Raw genomic sequence first — 18,821 nt, 5'->3', positions numbered from 1 at the left:
AAAGCCCCAGATTCGGGGCTTTTTTACTTTAACGCCAAACCATTAACTGCTTACGGTAATCATCCTGCGCTTGGCTGGCGCTGGCAGGGGTTAACCAAACCTTGGTGCCAGGCAAACACTGGGCTAGCGTAGCGCAGGCGGTGGGTGTGAGGGCGCCTAAGCGTGGATAACCGCCAATGGTCTGGCGGTCATTCATTAGCACGATGGGTTGACCGTCTGGCGGAACCTGTACCGCTCCAAAAGGGATCCCTTCGGAAATAATTCCTGTGAGTGAGCCGTGTAGGGCTGGGCCGGTGAGCCGAACGCCCATGCGGTCAGCGCGGTTATCCACTGTCCACGGCTGGTTGAATGCCTGAAACAGCGCGCGACCGCTAAACGAGGCGATTTGAGAACCGAGCACGATAGGTAAGCGACAGCCCGAAGCGGGCATCTGCGGGCCTTGGCCTTCAGGAATACGGCGTAGCGCGGGGGCGATGCTTGTCCAGGTCAAGCGGTCACCGACTTGCAACGGCTTGCCATCTTCATGCAGGCCGCCCAACTGCTCGCGGGCAGTGCAGGCGCGGCTGCCCAGCACTTCCGGGGCATTCAACCCGCCTGGAAAGGCCAAATAGGCGCGCAGGCCTTGGCGCGGCTGGCGAAACACCAAGCGCTGGCCGGGCAGTAGCTTAAAGCTGGTATTGGGCGTGAGTGGCTTGTCATCCAGTTGGGCATCTAAATCGGCGCCCGTTAGCGCTAGGCGCACTTCGCACTCGGTTTCAAAGCTCAGGCCGCCGCCCATGACGATTTCCAGCGCGGCGCTGTTTAAGGCGTTGCCCAGCAGCCAGTTGGCCCAGCGAAACGCGATCCAGTCGGCAGCCCCTCCTTGGGTAACGCCTAAGTGGCCAACGCCGAATCGCCCGGCATCTTGGATCAGTGCCAGCGGGCCTGCTTGTTTAACCACCATGCCTTTTTGCGCTTCCTTCGTCGCGACGTGGCTCATGGCCGCTCCTCCAAGGGCGTGGTATCGCCACCATCGGCTTCAAACTCTTCCCGGGAGATCGCTCTAAAGCGTACCTTATCGCCAGGGCGGAAAAGAGGCTCACCACGTTTGGCATGCTCGAATAGTGGCACGTTGGTGCGACCCAGAATATTCCAGCCTCCTGGCGAGAGCAGCGGATAAATCGCGGTTTGGCGATCGGCAATGCCCACGCTACCGGCGGCGACTTTGCGGCGTGGGGTCTTCAAGCGTGGCGTAGCGAGAGATTCGTCTACCAAGCCCATAAAGCCGTAGCCGGGGGCAAAGCCCAGCGCGAATACGCAGTAGTCGTGGTTGCAGTGCTGCTTGATTAGCTCTTCCACACGGATGCCAGCGCGCTTGGCGACCAGGGGCAACTCGGGGCCTACGCTTTCGTCGTACCACACCGGAATATCGTGCAGTTCACCGGCTTGAGTATCCACAGGGGTAAGGCCTGAAAGCGCCTTGTTAATAAGTTGCAGGGCCTCAGCGTGGTTCAACTGCTGGCAGTCGTAATGGAGTAAAAGCGTGGTGTAAGAGGGCACTAGATCAATGAGGACTGAACCGAACGCACTGCGCAACTTTTGATCGGCGGCAATCACCCAGGCCATATTGGTTTCGTCGATGGCGTCGAACAGACGCACCATCAGGGCATCCATGGCGGCGGTTTCAACACGTACTTTAGTGCGTCTCTCAATAGTGGCTTTCACGCCGGCTCCAGCGCCTGAAAGGCCTCGCGAATAGCGCGTACGGCGGCTACTGACTCGGGGTTGTCGCCGTGAACGCACAGCGTATCGCAGGGTAAATGCAGCGTTGTGCCGTCGAGTGCAGTGAGCGGTTCGCCTTTGGCCAGCTTGATGGCTTGATTGACGATGGTGTGCTGGTCGTGGTGCACAGCGTTAGGCAGGCGTCGTGAGGCCAAGTGGCCGTTGCCATCATAAGCGCGATCGGCAAAGGTCTCGAACCAGAGGGTAATGCCCATTTTGGTGGCCAGCTCGCGGTGCGGCTCGGGGTCGGCGGTGGACATAATCATTAACGGCAGGCTGGCATCGTAAGCCCGCACCGCGCGCATCACGCCCTCCAGCAGCGCCGGATTGGCGGCCATGTCGTTGTACAGCGCACCGTGCGGTTTGATATAGCTCAGCTGGGTGCCTTCGGCTTGGCATATGCCCGCTAATGCACCCACTTGGTAGAGCACCATATCTTCCGCTTCTTCCGGCGAGCAGGCCATTGAGCGGCGGCCAAAGCCCATCAAATCCGGGTAACCCGGGTGCGCGCCAATGCGAACACCATTTTGAACCGCTAACTTGACGGTGCGGCGCATGACATGGGGGTCGGAGGCATGGAAGCCGCAGGCGATGTTGGCGCAGTCGACGTAAGGCATCGCGTCGGCATCCAGGCCGAGGTGCCAGTTGCCGAAACTTTCGCCCATATCGCAATTAAGCAGGGGGATGGCCATAGCGACTCCTGTGTCGATGCAGTGGGTATCTTTGATTGGTTAGCGCTGAATTGTCGTTCACCACCAATATATGAACATGGCTTGCTCAGTGCCAATCGTTTTTGGCGATACTAACTATCGGGCACTCCTATCATGTTGTTATTTATTGGAAAAAGGGTTGACGCTTGGGCACGATACGCTTATCACATTAAGAGCGTGGCGTGATAATAGCGTTGGTGACATAGCGCTGCTGGAAGTGGTCTTAAAGTTGCATAGTAGGCATGAGCGTTAGCACTGGGCAGGCCCCTTGTCAGTGTCATTACAACAGCTTTTTTACCCCAATTAAGTCATTGGCAGGCGAGTCACTATGCTCGATTTTAAGGAACTTGAGGCGTTCGTGTGGGCTGTGAGGCTCGGCTCCTTCCGTAAGGCGGCGACCCGACTACACCTTACTCAGCCCTCTGTGTCTGAGCGTATCTCGCGTTTGGAAGCCACGGTAGGAGAGCTGCTGCTGGAGCGTGCCGCCCGGCCTGTTCAGCCGACTATGCGAGGCCGCGAGTTCTTTGTACATGCAGAGCGGATGCTGCACCAGCGTGACGAGGCGATGAAGCTTTTCGATGACGAAGAGGCGTTTTCTGCACCATTGCGGCTCGGCACGATTGAAACCATCGCCCATAGCTGGTTTCCCGAATTTATGCGCCGTTTAACCGAGCGGTATCCGCGTTTGACCATCGAGCTCACAGTGGATTACTCGCCGGTGCTCAATGAGCGGCTACTGGGCAACGAACTGGACATTGTATTGGCGATGAATGGTTATTCACCGCAAAAGCAGATCGAGTACGAGGCCTTGAGTCCTTATGAAATGGGCATGTTTGTCTCTCCCCGGCACGTCAAGGTGCTGAGCGAGAGTGCCGACACTTGGGGCAAGCAGTTGCCGTTTATTTCATTTGGTAAGCAGGCTCGCCCCTATGCAGAGTTGGTGAGTTATTTGGCAGAGCAGGGAGTCGCTAATCCTCGTATCCATAGCGTCAGTACGTTAATGACCATTGTACGCATGACCACCGAAGGGCTGGGGATTGGCGCGCTGCCCGTTGCCACCGTGCTGGATGAGTGGCAGCGGGGGGAGCTCTACCGTCTCTCGCTACCGGTGCCGTTACCGGCCATGCACTATGATGTGATATGGCGCAACGCTAACCACCCGCGCTTTTGTCGCGGCGTTGCCCGCTTGGCCCAGCAGTGTGCCTGCAGCTATGCCCAGGCGCGCCGTGCCGATATGACAACAACACTTTTCTCCGGGCGCTGGGTTACCGCCAGCGCCTCCTCTGGTACCACCGAAGCAACACACTATTAGCACCATACTATTAATAGAAATAAGAGGGTTCTCACGATGCGCAAGACAATAACGACTTCATTGCTCCTAGCGACCGCCTGCGGTTTAACGGTGACGGCTCATGCTGCGGAATGGACGATGGCCACGCCTTACGGTGATGCCAGCTTTCATACTCAAAACAACAAGCAGTTCGCTGAGGACGTGGCCGAAGCGACCGATGGCGAGTTAACCATTACCGTACATAGCGGTGGTTCGTTGGTATCGCATGGTGAAATCAAGCCGTCGGTTCGCCGTGGCACCATCGATGCGGGTGAAGTATTCCTCTCCGTTCTTTCTAACGATGATCCCATTTTCGAAGTGGATACCCTGCCCGGTGTGGCGGGCAGCTACGACGACGCCTACGCGCTGTGGGAAGCCACCAAGCCGATGATCACCGAGCTGTTTGCCTATGAAGGGCTGATTCCGCTCTATGCCGTCGCTTGGCCTGCGCAAGGTATCTATACCTCGGAACCCCTTACCGACCCCGAGCAGTTTGAAGGCTTGCGCGTTCGCGCACCTAACATCAATACCCAGCGTTTTGTCGATAACCTGGGCGGCAGCCCCACCGAAACCGAAGAGTCAGACATCCCTACCGCATTTAGCACAGGGCGTGTGGATGCCATGATCACTTCAAGCTCCACGGGTAACTCCATGGCGGCGTGGGATTACGTGACTGATTACACCGACGCTAACCTATGGCTGCCCAAAAATATCGTCTTCATTAGCCAACGCAGTTTCGATGGCCTGGATGAAGCGACCCAAGAAGCCCTGATGGAAGCCGCCGCTGAGGCTGAAAAACGTGGTTGGGAGATGAGCCGCGAAGATAACGATGCCAGCCTGGCTGCACTGCAAGAGAACGGTATCTCGGTTTCTGAGCCTAATGAAGCCGTTTCAGCGGCGCTTCAAGCAGCCGGTGATGAGTTGTTTGAAGATTGGCAGTCGCGTGCTGACGACGAAGCCAAACAGGCGCTGGAAAGCTACCGCGAGCAACGCGACAGCTAAACGCTGCTGTCATGGCTCTTATAGCGGGGGTGGCAACGCCTCCGCTGCTTTTCTCGCGTGCTTTTTCCCATGTCCTTTTTCCCACGTGCTTCGTGAGGCTGCGAACATGACGTTTAAATTCGACAAGCTCTATCGCCTGGGTGCCTGGGGTGCAGCGACCTGCATGGTTGCCATTTGCGCGCTGATAGCGCTTCAGGTGACCTTTCGTCTGATTGATGCCCTGCTGGTGCTCGTGGGCCTGAGCCGCCTGGGGCTGAGTATTACCGGCGTTTCAGAAATTGCGTCGTATCTATTGGTGGGAGCGACCTTTCTGGGCTTGGCCTACACCTTTGTGCATCACGCCCACATCCGTGTAACGCTGTTGATTACCCGGCTACCGTCGGCCATCCGTGTGTGGTTTGAAGTGTTTTGTCTCATCATCGCCCTGGCGCTCAGCCTAATGCTCAGTTACGGCCTAATCGGGTTGGCGAGGGAGAGCCTGCAATATAACGATGTCTCCTCAGGGTTTGTGTCGATTCCACTTTGGATTCCTCAGCTTGTGCTTGTGACCAGCGTAGGGCTGCTGTGCTTGGCGCTGGCTGAAGCCTTGTTTATGGCGGTTCGCATTGCCATTCGTGATCCAGGGAGCTTTCGCGAAGCGACGGCCCCAGATGAAAGCGAGGGCCACTAATATGACAATCTTCACCCCATCAGTTGTAACGACATCTCTGTTAACAGCGCATCTGCCCCCTAAATCGGAGAGATCCTCGTGCTGCTACTAAGTCTCGCCACTATATTTACCCTCGTGTTGCTGCTGGGTAGCGGGGTGTGGATCGCCTTCGCGCTGATCGGTACTGCCTGGGTAGCATTGGAATTCTTTAGCTCTTTCTCGCCAGTCTCTATTTTAGCTTCCGATTTCTGGGGAGCCAGCTACGGTTGGGATCTCACTGCGCTACCCATGTTTATCTGGATGGGGGAGATTCTGTTTCGCTCCGGGCTAGCGGATAATATGTTTCGTGGCCTGTCGCCCTGGTTAAACCGCCTGCCGGGTCGCTTACTACATACCAATATTATTGGCAGCGGCATGTTTGCTGCGGTTTGCGGCTCTTCGGCTGCTACCTGTGCCACGGTGGGCAAAATGACCTTGCCAGAGCTTGAGCGGCGGGGCTATGACAGTAATATGGCGATTGGCACTTTAGCCAGCGCCTCCACTTTGGGGCTTTTGATACCACCCTCCATTGTTTTGATCGTCTACGGCGTAGTCACCGAGCAATCGATCTCCAGGCTGTTTATGGCCGGTATTGGTCCGGGACTGATGATTCTGGCCATGTTTATGAGCTATCTCATTTTGTGGGCGTTGCTCAAAGGCAACCGCGAAGGGCTGACCGGCGAAGATGAATCCGGCATGAGCTTTGCCGAAAAGCTGCGTAACACCTGGTCGTTAGTGCCTATTCTGCTGTTAATTGGCGGGATTATCTTTTCGATCTATGGCGGGTTGGCGTCGCCCACCGAGGCCGCGGCGGTCGGCGTGGTGCTGTCGATTGTCATTGCGCGTTTTAATGGCCACTTTGATCGCGACATTTTTAAAAGCTCGCTGTTTGCCGCCGTGCGCACCGCCTGCATGATCGCTTTTATTATCGCCGGTGCCTCGTTTTTGACCTCTGCCATGGGGTTTACCCAGGTGCCCATGAAGCTAGCCCAGGCGATTGGTGAAATGGGGCTATCGCCCACCATGCTGCTGATCGCACTTACCTTACTGCTACTGGTGATGGGCTGTTTTCTCGACGGTATCTCGCTGATTCTACTCGTCACCGCGATTATCATGCCGTTGGTGAGTGCTGCCGGTTTCGACCTGATTTGGTTTGGTATTTATCTGGTCGTGGTGGTCGAAATGTCGCAGATTACCCCGCCTGTGGGCTTCAACCTGTTCGTGATCCAAGGACTGACCGGAAAAGACATATTGACCATTACCAAAGCCACACTACCGTTCTTTCTATTGATGCTGTTAGCGATTGCCTTAATGCATATTTTCCCGGGAATCGCACTCTATCTACCTGAGGCAATGACCCGTTAAGGCGCTTATATAAGCGGAAGCTCAAACGGAAAACGCGCTGGCCGAGCGCTTAATGGCAAGCATGGTCAGCGGGTTAAGATTTGGTACGGGATTGTTTATTGAGCTTTTTGAAAGAGATGTCTTTGTTGAAACCATCCGGGGCGCTATACCCTTTGCGTAGCATTGTGAGTGCTTTGGATTGAGCTTCCCTTCGGCTACTGAGTACCAGCGTATGGTTTAGCAAGAGTTGCTGAGCATTTTCCAGCAGCTCTTTAGGGTCAATAGCCGCAGGGGTGTCTATCATTAGTGTTTTGGCGATCAACGCCATTTTGGGTTGAACTTCCTGTAGTACGCTTTCAAAGGAGAGAGAGGGTATGTCCGCTGTTGTACTCAAATCGTATAAGAGGGCGGCAAGATGCTCTTCGGGTGTGCTTGATAGGCAGGCATCCGCCGTGGGGCCGGATAGGCGGACACACATTTCCATCAAACTATCGCCGGTATTATCGCTTGTTCTCGTGCTTCTATAGGGGGCATGACTAAAGCGTATGGTGTTGATCAGCGTAGCCGGGAGCCCCCATTTAGCGGCTAGCCAAGCCCCTATAATAGTGTGGTCACAGCCAAAGTAGCGCTGCTCTTCCACAACAAGGTGGGCATGTGGAATCGCACTATCGATGTATAGCTCGTCTACTTGTTCAGGGTATGTCGCACTCAGCGCCAATATACCAATATCCTGTAACAGCGCTGCCGTAAACGCACTACCTGCCTGTTGAGGACACACTTGTTCAGCAAGCTGGCGCGCTATGAGTGCAGACATGATCGATCGCTGCCAAATATGCGCATGCTGCGGCCCTTTGCTGGGGTGCTGAAAAAGATTGAAGCTCAATACCACCGTTAATGTGGCATCTAGCCCTAAACGCTGGATAGCCTCCAGGCACGTTTGTGTCGAATTGGCGGAGCGTGTGTGGTGAACGCTATTGGCGAGCGATATTAAACGAGCGGTTAAGGCTGGATCATGCTCAATGGTGTCGGCAACATCGTTGATAGTCGCTTTTGAAGATTGCGTTAACCTGAGGATGCGCAGTGCGATTGAGGGAAGCGAAGGTAAGCGCTGGCACTTGAGAAAGTCGCTGATTAGGAAACCAGGCAGTGCTTCCGTTAGCATTACATACAGTGCTTCATCCTTGGTCGATGTTTTAGTCACGTTATCTCCTGCGCACTTTATAGCGTAGCCGCCAGTCATCATGAGGTGATGTCCTAATTTTACCATATACCCAGCGAGTCTTGACGTTGTTATAGTTGGAAAAGCGCGGTTTATGCGTTGTATGTAGGTCGCTAGATATACTTTATGAGGTGAGAGGCAGGTGCCCTAACTGCTCCAGAATTAAAAAAGTGAGTGCAACAATGCACACAAAGAACGACGCGGCCGATATATTTCGCCAGTTGGCAGAAGGTGTAGGGAACAGCGGGAGCCCCCGCTTTTATGCAACGCTGGTGGAGCGCTTAGCAACAATATTAGGCGTCGATCATGTGATAGTCGCCGATGTCACTCAATTGCATCGGGCTGAGACGCTGGCTGTCTGGTCAAATGGGGGCTTACTCAGCAATATTACCTATTCGCTGACAGGTACCCCTTGCGAGACCGCGTTGGGGCGCGAGTGCTGCCTCTATGCGCGTGATGTTCAGTCACGCTTTCCTGAAGATAAACTGCTTTGTGAACTGGGCGCCGAGAGTTATTTGGGGCGAGCGCTCTATGCGTCGGATGGCGCGCTGATAGGTCTGCTGGCGGTACTCAAAAACTCGCCCATGCAGTTGGGGGGATTAGCCAATGAAATACTCCACATCGCCGCCGCCCAGGCGGGAGCCGAGCTGGATAGGCAAAAGGCGGAGCAGGCATTAAGAAAAAGCGAAGAGGCTGCACGGGAAAGCGAGCGCCGCTTGGACACCCTGCTCAATCATCTACCGGGTATGGCCTATCGCTGTCTGAATGACCGCAACTGGACGATGCAACTGGTGAGCCAAGGGGCCGAAACGCTGACGGGCTACCGGCCTGATGAATTGCAGGATAATCGGCTGATCAGTTTTGCCGACCTGATTCATCCTGAGGAACAGGATAAGCTCTTTCATGAGGTGCAGTCGGCTATTGCCAATAGGCGCCCTTACCGTGTGATCTACCAGCTGCGCCACCGCAACGGTGGCTACCGCTGGATGTGGGAGCAAGGCCAGGCCGTTTTGGATGAGGCGGGAGAAATCGTTTGCTTAGAAGGCTTTATCTCTGATGTGACCGACCAGCAAGAGTCTCAGCGGGTGCAAAACGCTGTGGTAGAAGTGGCTTCTACGGTCACTACCCAGGTGGGAGATGGCTATTTTCAGCAGTTGATTGCTACCTTGGTGAAAGTGCTGGAAGCTGACGCTGGCTTCATTGCGCTGCTGCATACCTCCCCCCAGGGCGATGAAAGTGTCTATGGGCAGGCGACGACCGTGAGCATGGTCGTTGAAGGCGTGCAGCGAGATAAGCATACCTTTGCACTGCGAGGCTCACCCTGCGAGCAGGTAGTGCTGGAGCGTGAAGCGGTCATGCATGACGGCCCGCCGCTGATGTTGCCAGGCACATTGCTACCGACCAGGGCATGGATTGGGCGGAGCTTGGATAACGCCAATGGCGAAGCCATCGGCGTAATGATGGTGTTTTACCGCCAGCCACTGACAACGAATGCGTTCGCCACCTCGGTGCTACAAATCCTCTCTACCGGAGCTGCGGCAGAACTAGAGCGCCGCCGCGACCATCGTCACATGCATCAGCTAGCGTATACCGACGGCACCACCGGTTTACCAAACCGCGTCCGTTTCATGGAGTTGTTAGCGCAGATGTGGAAAGAGGCACAGCAAGGTGCGCATGGGCTTTCGCTGTTGCTATTGGATATTCGCCGTTTTAAAGAAGTTAATGATCTTCATGGCCACCAGGTGGGGGATCAACTGCTGGTGAAAGTGGCTGAACGTCTAGAGCAGGTTAGCCGATCATACGGCTCGCTGGCGCGTTTATCAGGTGATGAGTTTGCCCTGCTGGTGGTTCATCCCGTCGCGAGTGATATCGGTCACCTTGTCGAGCAGCTACGCTTAGCGGTAAAGCCGCCACTTGATCTGGAGCGGCGGGTCTTCCACCTTGATGTCAGCATCGGTTTTGCTCATTACCCTCAGGATGTGGCCGAGGCGGGCGAACTATTTAATGCGGCCAGCATCGCCTTACATCACGCTAAGCGTTGTGAAAAAAGTATCTGCCCCTATACCCAAACTATGCACCATGCATTGCATCGGCGCCAACGGATGACGGAGCGACTCAACGCCGCTATCAGTGAACACCAGTTAGCGCTCTACTTTCAGCCCCAGGTGGAGCTTGCCAGTGGTCGGTTGACCGGCGCAGAAGCTCTGTGCCGTTGGTACGACGCCGAGTGGGGCTGGGTGAGTCCCGGTGAATTTATTCCCCTGGCCGAAGAGCGCGGCTTGATTCGCGCCCTTGGTGATTGGGTGCTGGAGGAGTCAGCTAGGCAGTTAATGGAGTGGCATAATCAGCCTGGAGGCGGGCTGCCTGGGAGGCTATCGATCAATATTTCCGCGCAACAGTTTGCCGACCCAGAACTCACCAGCCACATTGCGCAACTCACCGCGGGCGTTTCACCGAGTGCTATCGCCCTTGAGCTGACCGAAAGCGATTTTATGCGCGATCCAGATCAGGCCGTTGAGATTACCCACACTATGCGCCAAGCGGGCTATGCACTCTCTATCGATGATTTTGGCACCGGCTACTCATCGCTCTCCTACCTACGGCGCTTCGCCGCCGACGCGCTGAAAATTGATATCTCCTTTGTGCGCGAAATGCTCGAAAACAAAAATGATCGTGCCATTGTGCAGACCATCATCGCCATGGCAAAAGCGCTAGAGATGAAAACCGTGGCCGAAGGTGTTGAAACCCGCGACCAAGCAAATTTACTGGCTGAGATGGGCTGTAATGAAGCCCAAGGGTACTGGTTTGGCCGCCCGCTACCGGCGGATGAGTTTGCGGCGCAGTGGTTGACTACTTAGTCCTCTATTATTGCTAGGCTGTTATCGCGCTGTGTACCAAAAGAACCGCGTCGTGATACCAGCGTCATCGTCTTGTCATCACCTTTGGCATACCCTACGCGCCGCCAACCCGCGATGAAAGGAGTGCCCAATGCGCCTGGCCCTGTTTGATCTTGACGATACACTCCTGGATGGAGACTGCAGCGACCGCTGGAATTTATGGATGATAGAGCAAGGTTGGATCAGCGATGCCGAAGCCTTTGTGACTCGTGCCGAAAAGATGCATCTGGCCTATCACGCGGGCAAGCTGAAACTTGAAGAGTATCTGGCCATGACCCTGGCGCCGCTGCGCGGGCGCCGGGTGAAAGATGTGCAAAAAGAGGTTGAGCGGTTTGTCGCCACCCACCTGCAGCCGCGTATTTTTGAACAGGCCTGGGCCTGTCTGGAAGAACACCGCCAGGCAGGGGATACCCTGTTGCTGATTTCCGCCTCGTCGCGTCACCTGGTCGAGCCGATTGCCACCACCCTGGGGATTGAACACGTGCTGGCGGTTGAGCTCAGCGTGGAGCACGGCATCAATGAAGACACGCGCTATACCGGCGGCAGCGAAGGCATCTTTTCCTATCGTGGCGGTAAGGTGCTGCGCTTGAAACAGTGGCTGGCCGAGCAGCAGATCACCCCTAGCCACACTACCTTCTACTCAGACTCCCGCAATGATTTACCGCTACTGCAATATGTCGATTGCCCCGTGGCAGTTAACCCTGACCCGGTACTGGCCGAGGTGGCTAGCGTTGAAGGGTGGCGGCGCTTAGACTGGCGGACGTCCTCAAGCGCTTCGTCGCCTAACGCTCTGCCAGGAAAATCGGCGCATGTCTGATGTGAATATTAAGTTAACCCTGTTTCAGCTCGCCTCGCAAACTTGCGATGGTTTGGAAGTTACTCTCCGACCATCGTCCGAAAGCCGTCCTTGCTGGGCGCTGGACAGTAACGCCTGCAAGGAAGCGCATTGAGTTCCACTGCTCTCGCTCTCGTACTGGTCTCGGTGTGCATGCATGCTGGATGGAACGTGTTGGGCAAGCGTAACGCGCCGTCGTTGGCCGCTTTTGCCTTGGCTTATGGCGCCGGCGGGGCGGTGATGCTGCCGCTGGTGTTGCTTGGGCCGCCGCTCACAGCGTTACCAAGTGCCTTCTGGGGCTGGCTGGCGCTTTCGGGATTATGCCAAATGCTCTATATGGGCGGCCTGGCCTGGGCCTATGCGCGGGGTGACGTTAGTGTGCTTTACCCCATCGCCCGGGCACTGCCGGTGGTGCTGGTGCCGCTGGTATCTATTGCGCTCTTGGGCAGCCGCGTGCTGGATCGCTGGGACGGCCTTGGCATGGTGCTAGTGGTGGCAGGCGCCCTCTGCCTGCCGCTTAGCCACCCAGAGGCGCGCAGGCTCTCTACTTATCTCACCCCGGCCATGGGGTTTGCGCTGCTGGCCGCGGCGGGCACGGTGGGTTATTCGCTAATCGATAAGCAGGCACTGGGGCTGATGCAGGGAGCAGGGCATAGCGGGTTAACCGCCGGGGCGGTATTCATGGTGCTGCAAGCGTTGATGACGCTAACCTGGGCGATACCCCTGTTGGCAATGCTCCCGGCAGAGCGCCGCCGCCTGCCTGCACTGCGCCAGCAGGGACTTGCCATGCTAGTCGCCACCGGACTGATGATGACCTGCACTTACGGCCTGGTATTAATCGCCCTGGCGCTCACCGACGAGGTGAGTTACGTGGTGGCACTACGCCAACTCTCTATCCCGGTGGGTGTATTGATGGGCGTGCTATGGCTAAAAGAACCAGCCTCTAGAGCGAAAGCTTTAGGCACGCTGGTGATGTTGGCGGGGCTGGTGCTGGTGGCACTTTAGGTCAGCGATAATTATTTCAGCGCCTGCCAAATCAGATTAAAGCCGACCAAGAACATGGCCAGTATCACCAAACGGTAAAACAGCGTTTCGTTGACGCGGCTTTGCAGCCAGAGGCCGTTGCGCACGCCGATCCAGGCGATGGGCACCAGCAGCAGCGACGCCCAGGCGCTGGTGACGTTGATCTCGCCAAGCCACATATAGGGCGCTAGCTTGATGACGTTGACTACGGCAAAGGTCACTGCGCAGGTGGCTATAAAGGTCTCTTTCGATAGTTTGCGCGGCAGTAGATACACGTTTAGCGGCGGCGCGCCGGCATGGGCCATAAAGCTGGTAAAGCCGCATACGCTTGCCGCTGGCAATGCCCAGCGGGTGGAGATCGGTTTCTTGGCAACGGGTTTGAGGAGCATGTAAGCGGCGAACAACAGGGTGATCACGCCGAGCGTTAGGCGCAAGCCCTGTTCGCTCAAACTACCAAACAGCAGCGTCCCTACCGTTACGCCGATAAATAGTCCCGGCACAAAGCGCCAGACCTCAGTGACGTCCTGCTTGCCCCACCATGCCTTCACCGCAAACACATCCATCACCAATAGTAGTGGCAATAGTAGCCCGGCTGCCTGGGCGGGGCTGATTGCCAGCGCCATTAGCGGTACCGATAGCGTACCAAAACCACCCGCAAAGCCACCTTTTGAAACGCCGGTTAGGTAAACGGAAAAGGCAATTAACAACCAGGCGATGACGGAGTAGTCGGGGAGCATAGGGCCTCTATGGTCTTGTATTAAAGGTGATGCACAAAAAAGCCCCGCATTAGCGGGGCCAGTTAGCATAGCATTAGATAACCGTTAGCGGGCGAAGTGTCGATCTATCAAGCGTTCATCAGCCACTCGTGGTCGGGGTCGTTGTGGAATTGCCACGCCCGCTTGGGCCCTGCCATCACATTTAAGTAGTAGAGTGAGTAGCCATGCGCCGCGCCCACTGGGTGGTAGCCTTTGGGCACCAACACACAGCAACCGTTCTCTACCGCCATGGTTTCATCAAGGCTGCGGTCATCGGTGTAAACGCGCTGGAAGGCGAAACCTTGGGCAGGGTTAATGCGGTGGTAGTAAGTCTCTTCCAGTAGTGTTTCGTGGGGTAAGTTATCCACATCGTGTTTGTGGGGTGGGTAGCTCGACCAGTTGCCCGCGGGTGTGAATACTTCGACGACTAGCAGGCTATCGGCGGGCTCCGTCTCCGGCAGGATGTCGTGCACATGGCGGGTATTGGTGCCCTGGCCACGGGTGCTCTGCTTAATATGGTCAGGCGCGATTAGCCTGGGGGCGTGATTACCATGCCCAGGGGCGGCGCACACCGCTAGTTCTAAATCCGTTGCCGCTTCCACCGCGTAGCTAACCCCATTGGGCAGATAAACCGCGTAGGGCGGGATTTGCTCAAAGATATCCATGCGCTCGCCGATATCATCAAAGCGGTGCTCGCCGCAGCTCACCGTGGCGCGCCCGGTGAGCAGCACCAGACAGACTTCCTGGTTATCGCTGCTGGCCTCCAGGCGCTGGCCCTTGGCGAGTTTATGCACCCGAAAGCCAACGTGCGTCCAGCCAGCCGATTCAGGGGTAACGTCAATCACGGTGCCTTGGGCATCTGGGGCGGTGGGGCGTACCAGTAGTGAAGCCATATATCGCTCCTTCTGATGGCTAGCTGCTCGGTTGGCAGCTAGTCGTTGTTGATATGAAAGGTCTACACAGACCCGTCTGCGTCTGTTTAGACCGAGGCGTCGAGCAGGATTTTGCGACCTTCACGCAGTGAACGCTCCGCTGCATCGGCTAAGCGCAACGCCTCTAGGCCATCTTGGGCACCTGCGAGTGGCGCACTCTTCTCTTGCCAGGCGGCGACAAAGTCGCCAATTTCAAGTTGGTAGGCTTGGGCGTAGCGCTCCAGGAAGAACCACTTGGGTTTATCCTCCACTTGGCCGGCTTCACCCGTAAAACGCAGCCGGGTATCGCTCTCGTTCTGAGCTTGCAGCATGCCCAGGCTGCCAAAGGCTTCGATACGCTGATCGTAGCCGTAGCTGGCGCGCCGTGAGTTGCTGATTTGGCACAGCTTGCCACTGGCGGTGGTCAGGGTGACCATGGCGGTATCCACATCACCTGCTTCACCAATCGCTGGGTCGATGATGCTACTGCCGACGGCAAAGACACTTTCAATAGGCTCATCAAGCAACCAGCGAGCCATATCAAGATCATGAATCATCATGTCGCGGAACAGACCGCCGGACTCAGCCACATACTCAGCAGGCGGGGGAGAGGGGTCGCGGCTAATAATCGTCAGCGTTTCAAGTGCGCCAATACGCCCTTCGATAATCGCTTTTTTCAATGCCGCAAACTGTGGGTCGTGGCGACGGTTAAAGCCTAACGCGCAGGTCACCGGGTGTTCGCTAAGTACCTGCAGGGCATCGCGCGTGCGCGCTAAATCCAGGGCGATAGGTTTTTCGCATAGAACCGCCTTGCCTGCACGGGCGGCACGCTCCAGATACTCCGCATGAGTAGGCGTGCTTGAGGCGATCAACACGGCATCAATCTCATCATCTGCGAAGATTTCATCCACAGAGGCTGCTCGGCTAGCGTACTGCTTGGCCAGAGCTTCTGCGGCAGGCTGATGAAAATCAGCCACGGCAACCAGTGTCACGTTGGGGTGTGAATAAATGGCCTGGGCATGCACCTTGCCGATGCGTCCAGCGCCGATAAGCGCGAGTTTCATAAGCACTCCTATTTTGTTGTTGCTGTTGGCTTGGTGTTTATGTCTTACGTTTTTTAGTTGAGGCTTTTTCCAGGGCTTTGTCCCGGGATTTGTCTTGCCGCACGCCCAGGGCAATTGCCAAGGCTTGGGTTAAGCAGAGCGATGCGGTCAAGCCGCGAAAACTTTTCACTTCAGCTTCGTTAACCACGAAAGCAACATCCGCGAAACGCGCCAGTGGGCTAAGGCTTGAATCGGTAATCACCACAATGGGTAGACCGCGCTGATGGGCGTCTTCGCAGGCTTTTTGGCTCTCTTCGGCATAGGGAGAGAAGCTGATGGTCAGCAGGGCGTCGTGTTGGCTCATCGCGCGCAGTTGCTCGCCGTACATTCCCCCCAAACCACTGACCAGCAGCGCAGGTTTATCCACATGCGCCAGGGCATAGGTCATGTAGCTGGCGACCATGAAGCTACGTCGTGCGCCCATCACATGAATCGCATGGGCCTGCTCAAAAATATCGAGCGCCTTCTCTAGGCTCTCTGGATTGATACGGCTGGGAAGCTGCTCCAAAACAGCGCGATTGGCATCGGCGAACTCCCACAACAGCTGGGTGCTATCCGGGGTTTCCCCAGTAGCGCTGCGCACCGCGCGAATGCGCTCGGTGTAATTAGGTAGTTCGTCGACCAGGCGGCTGCGAAACAGCTGCTGCATTTCGGAAAAACCCTTAAAGCCCAGGCTATTGGCCAAGCGAATTAAGGTGGATGGAGTGACATCCGCCTGCTCGGCAATTTTAGCCACGGTCGCTAAAGCAACTTCTTGAGGGTGATCAAGCATAAAGCGTGCTGTTTGCTGCAAACGTTTGCTTAAAGTGGCGTACTCGGCGGTGATCAGCGTTTCCAGCTCACGGTAGCTTTGGGGTGGCTGCGGCATACAAATTCCTTAGCGTTAACTCATGTACCACTCATTCACTCATGCACGACTGGGCAGTAGCACTAAGCAAAGTGGCTGGCTGTTATGCAGTCTAGTTGATTGGAATAAATATTCCATTTATACCAAAGTATAGAATAAATAATTTGCAGTAATTGCTATTTGGAATCTATATTCCATAGCGCCAAGGCATTTAATGCCACTTCCCTACCAACAACGATAACGTTAAGAGGAATTATTTATGGCACGTCTAACTCAATGGCTTCTAGCCTCTGCCGCCGCTACGGCATTAATGGCAGGTGCCGCACAAGCACAAGAACCGCAGCAAGACGCGAGCCGCTTTGTCATGGTGACCCATGGCGTCCCCTCTGATCCTTTCTGGTCAGTAGTGAAGAACGGCGCCGAGGCAGCCGCTGATCTTGTAGGTGCCGAGCTTGAATACCGTGCACCGTCTACCTTCGATATGGCCAAGATGCAGCAACTCGTTCAGGCAGCGGTAGCCTCTAACCCCGACGGTTTAATCCTCTCTTTTACTGACGAAAATGCCTTGGGCAGCGTGGTTCAGAATGCAGTCGATAACGGCATTCCTGTCATCACCATTAACTCCGGTGGCGACGTTGCAAGAGATTATGGTGCTCGGTTGCACATCGGGCAGAGTGAGTACGAAGCGGGCAAGCAGGCTGCTGAACGCATGCAAGAAATGGGCGTCGAGAAAGGCGTCTGCGTTAACCATGAACAAGGCAACCAGGGACTTGATCAGCGCTGTGATGGCTTTGTCGAGGGCTTTGACGGCAATGCTGAGCAGCTAGCGACCACCTACGACCCCACCAATATTCGCAATGCCATTATCGCTTACCTCAATGAGAACAGCGATGTACGTGGTGTGCTGACCTTGGGAGCATTAGCCGCTGAGCCAATGATTCAAGCCATGCGCGAGCAGGGCGCTACCGATATGTTCACCCTCGGTACCTTTGATCTTTCACCCGGCATTCTGGAAGCCTTGGATGCGGGTGAGCTGGACTTCGCGATCGATCAACAGCAGTACATGCAGGGCTACTTGCCCGTTATGTTCCTGGATCAGTTCGTTAAGAACGGACTGCTACCCGCAGGGGATGTGGCTACCGGCCCTGGGTTTGTCACTCAGGAAAACGCAGCACAGGTCATTGAGCTGAGTAGCCAGGGCATCCGTTGATAACGAGCTAATCGGAAAAGGCTCGGCGGTGTCGAGCCTTGGGAGTCGATCGTCATGAGTTCCACTGAAACGAAACCATCGGTTGCGCCAGCAGCGGCTGATCAAGATGAGCGTATCCAGAGAGTCTCTTTCTGGAAAAAAGCGCTTAATCGCCCGGAGTTGGGGGCGTTAGCCGGTGCGGTATTGGTGCTTGCCTTCTTTATAGCGGCTTCTAGCGGCACTGGAATGTTTACCCCAGCAGGCATTATCAATTTTCTTGAAGTCGCCGCCCAGCTCGGCATTATCGCCACGGCAGCTGCGCTGCTAATGATTGGTGGTGAGTTTGATCTTTCGATTGGTTCAATGATCGGTTTGGCAGGCATTCTGATCGCCATCCCCGCGGTGGAGTATGGCTGGCCACTGTGGGCTGCCATTTTATTGGCGTTCGCCTGTGCGGGGCTGGTGGGCTGGATTAACGGTAATCTGGTCAATAAAACGGGGTTGCCATCATTTATCGTGACCCTGGGTTTCCTGTTTATTTTGCGTGGCTTAGCTATCGGTACTAGCCGGTTGTTGACGGGACGTACTCAGGTGGGGGGAGTGCAGGATCATATTCCCGGCGATTGGTTCGCAGCGCTTTTCTCTGGAGAAGTCGCTACGGGACTATTTAGTTGGATGGCGGAAAATGGCTGGATGGCGACCAACTTTGCTGGCAACCCCACGGTCACTGGTATTCCCGTCTCGATTGTCTGGTGGCTGGGTTTAACGGCTGTAGCGACTTGGGTGCTGCTATGTACGCCTTACGGCAACTGGATTTTCGCCAGCGGTGGCGATGCCAATGCGGCGCGAAATTCGGGTGTCCCCGTTCAGCGCGTCAAGATATCGCTTTTCATGTTTACCGCTTTCTCCGCCACCATCTTTGCCTGCATACAGGTGATGGATACTGGTTCGGCGGACACCATTCGTGGCCTGCTAAAAGAGTTGGAGGCCATTATCGCAGTGGTGATTGGCGGCGCTTTGCTAACCGGTGGCTACGGTTCCGCCATTGGCGCGGCGTTGGGTGCGCTGATCTTCGGCATGGTGCAAATGGGCATCTTTTACACCGGTGTTAACACCGATTGGTTCCAGGTCTTCCTGGGCGTGATGCTGCTGGTGGCCGTGCTGTTCAACAATTACATGCGCAAGAAGGCGATGGAGGCTAAATAAC

17 protein-coding genes are annotated in these 18,821 nt (G+C 55.7%); 9 read left to right on the top strand and 8 right to left on the bottom strand.

Annotated elements, in window-relative coordinates; all coding sequences use genetic code 11:
* Window positions 1–28 precede the first annotated feature (28 nt).
* Genes ACFIOZ_RS19695 through ACFIOZ_RS19685 form a run of 3 tightly spaced genes read right to left on the bottom strand, consistent with a single transcriptional unit; the run spans window position 29 to window position 2,453 of the window.
* Entirely contained in the window at window positions 29–979 is a 951-nt protein-coding gene (locus ACFIOZ_RS19695; RefSeq protein ID WP_386080651.1) for a biotin-dependent carboxyltransferase family protein, read from the bottom strand.
* Window positions 976–1,704 carry a 5-oxoprolinase subunit B family protein gene (locus ACFIOZ_RS19690; RefSeq protein WP_386080650.1) on the bottom strand — a complete coding sequence of 243 codons (729 nt, stop codon included), beginning with the start codon at window positions 1,702–1,704 and terminating at the stop codon, window positions 976–978. Before ACFIOZ_RS19690 ends, ACFIOZ_RS19695 begins: the two co-directional genes overlap by 4 nt.
* Complete coding sequence (locus ACFIOZ_RS19685; RefSeq protein WP_386080648.1) at window positions 1,701–2,453, bottom strand: 5-oxoprolinase subunit PxpA; 753 nt, start codon at window positions 2,451–2,453, stop codon at window positions 1,701–1,703. The genes ACFIOZ_RS19690 and ACFIOZ_RS19685 overlap by 4 nt, the downstream gene beginning before the upstream one ends.
* Before the next feature lie 346 nt (window positions 2,454–2,799).
* On the opposite strand from ACFIOZ_RS19685, the gene ACFIOZ_RS19680 reads away from it, so the two are divergent.
* The 4 genes from ACFIOZ_RS19680 to ACFIOZ_RS19665 all read left to right on the top strand — a co-directional run bounded on the left by ACFIOZ_RS19680 (window position 2,800) and on the right by ACFIOZ_RS19665 (window position 6,856).
* On the top strand, window positions 2,800–3,783 hold the full coding sequence (locus tag ACFIOZ_RS19680; RefSeq protein ID WP_386080646.1) for a LysR family transcriptional regulator: 984 nt from the start codon (window positions 2,800–2,802) through the stop codon (window positions 3,781–3,783).
* 36 nt (window positions 3,784–3,819) lie between these two features.
* Entirely contained in the window at window positions 3,820–4,803 is a 984-nt protein-coding gene (locus ACFIOZ_RS19675; RefSeq protein ID WP_386080644.1) for a TRAP transporter substrate-binding protein, read from the top strand.
* 106 nt (window positions 4,804–4,909) lie between these two features.
* The gene (locus ACFIOZ_RS19670; protein ID WP_386080643.1) at window positions 4,910–5,473 is read left to right on the top strand and encodes a TRAP transporter small permease; all 564 of its coding nucleotides are present in this window, start codon (window positions 4,910–4,912) and stop codon (window positions 5,471–5,473) included.
* 78 nt (window positions 5,474–5,551) lie between these two features.
* The gene (locus ACFIOZ_RS19665; protein ID WP_386080641.1) at window positions 5,552–6,856 is read left to right on the top strand and encodes a TRAP transporter large permease; all 1,305 of its coding nucleotides are present in this window, start codon (window positions 5,552–5,554) and stop codon (window positions 6,854–6,856) included.
* Between the two features lie 73 nt (window positions 6,857–6,929).
* On the opposite strand, the gene ACFIOZ_RS19660 is transcribed toward ACFIOZ_RS19665, so the two are convergent.
* Window positions 6,930–8,036, bottom strand: a complete 1,107-nt coding sequence (locus tag ACFIOZ_RS19660) for an HDOD domain-containing protein (RefSeq protein WP_386080639.1) — start codon at window positions 8,034–8,036, stop codon at window positions 6,930–6,932.
* 200 nt (window positions 8,037–8,236) lie between these two features.
* Between ACFIOZ_RS19660 and ACFIOZ_RS19655 the strand changes: the two genes are divergently transcribed.
* The 3 genes from ACFIOZ_RS19655 to ACFIOZ_RS19645 all read left to right on the top strand — a co-directional run bounded on the left by ACFIOZ_RS19655 (window position 8,237) and on the right by ACFIOZ_RS19645 (window position 12,791).
* The gene (locus tag ACFIOZ_RS19655) at window positions 8,237–10,912 is read left to right on the top strand and encodes an EAL domain-containing protein (protein WP_386080638.1); all 2,676 of its coding nucleotides are present in this window, start codon (window positions 8,237–8,239) and stop codon (window positions 10,910–10,912) included.
* A 130-nt stretch (window positions 10,913–11,042) separates the two neighbouring features.
* Window positions 11,043–11,768 (top strand): HAD family hydrolase, encoded by a 726-nt coding sequence (locus ACFIOZ_RS19650; protein WP_386080636.1) that lies wholly within the window; start codon window positions 11,043–11,045, stop codon window positions 11,766–11,768.
* Window positions 11,769–11,897: 129 nt separating this feature from the next.
* A complete protein-coding gene (locus ACFIOZ_RS19645) occupies window positions 11,898–12,791 on the top strand; it encodes an EamA family transporter (RefSeq protein ID WP_386080634.1) in 894 nt (297 codons plus the stop codon).
* 11 nt (window positions 12,792–12,802) lie between these two features.
* On the opposite strand, the gene ACFIOZ_RS19640 is transcribed toward ACFIOZ_RS19645, so the two are convergent.
* From ACFIOZ_RS19640 to ACFIOZ_RS19625, 4 genes are all read right to left on the bottom strand, one after another.
* Window positions 12,803–13,546, bottom strand: coding sequence for a sulfite exporter TauE/SafE family protein (locus ACFIOZ_RS19640; protein ID WP_386080632.1), 744 nt, complete (start codon window positions 13,544–13,546; stop codon window positions 12,803–12,805).
* A gap of 107 nt (window positions 13,547–13,653) precedes the next feature.
* On the bottom strand, window positions 13,654–14,457 hold the full coding sequence (iolB, locus tag ACFIOZ_RS19635; protein ID WP_386080631.1) for a 5-deoxy-glucuronate isomerase: 804 nt from the start codon (window positions 14,455–14,457) through the stop codon (window positions 13,654–13,656).
* A gap of 86 nt (window positions 14,458–14,543) precedes the next feature.
* A complete protein-coding gene (gene iolG / locus ACFIOZ_RS19630) occupies window positions 14,544–15,539 on the bottom strand; it encodes an inositol 2-dehydrogenase (RefSeq protein ID WP_386080630.1) in 996 nt (331 codons plus the stop codon).
* A 37-nt stretch (window positions 15,540–15,576) separates the two neighbouring features.
* Window positions 15,577–16,446, bottom strand: coding sequence for a MurR/RpiR family transcriptional regulator (locus ACFIOZ_RS19625; RefSeq protein WP_386080628.1), 870 nt, complete (start codon window positions 16,444–16,446; stop codon window positions 15,577–15,579).
* Window positions 16,447–16,684: 238 nt separating this feature from the next.
* Between ACFIOZ_RS19625 and ACFIOZ_RS19620 the strand changes: the two genes are divergently transcribed.
* Window positions 16,685–17,635, top strand: a complete 951-nt coding sequence (locus ACFIOZ_RS19620; protein WP_386080627.1) for a sugar ABC transporter substrate-binding protein — start codon at window positions 16,685–16,687, stop codon at window positions 17,633–17,635.
* 54 nt (window positions 17,636–17,689) lie between these two features.
* Window positions 17,690–18,820 carry an ABC transporter permease gene (locus tag ACFIOZ_RS19615; RefSeq protein ID WP_386080626.1) on the top strand — a complete coding sequence of 377 codons (1,131 nt, stop codon included), beginning with the start codon at window positions 17,690–17,692 and terminating at the stop codon, window positions 18,818–18,820.
* Window position 18,821 lies beyond the last annotated feature (1 nt).

The sequence above is a fragment of the Vreelandella sp. F11 genome (assembly GCF_042466685.1).
In the GTDB taxonomy this organism is placed as follows: domain Bacteria; phylum Pseudomonadota; class Gammaproteobacteria; order Pseudomonadales; family Halomonadaceae; genus Vreelandella.
This window is presented reverse-complemented; position numbering and strand designations above follow the sequence as displayed.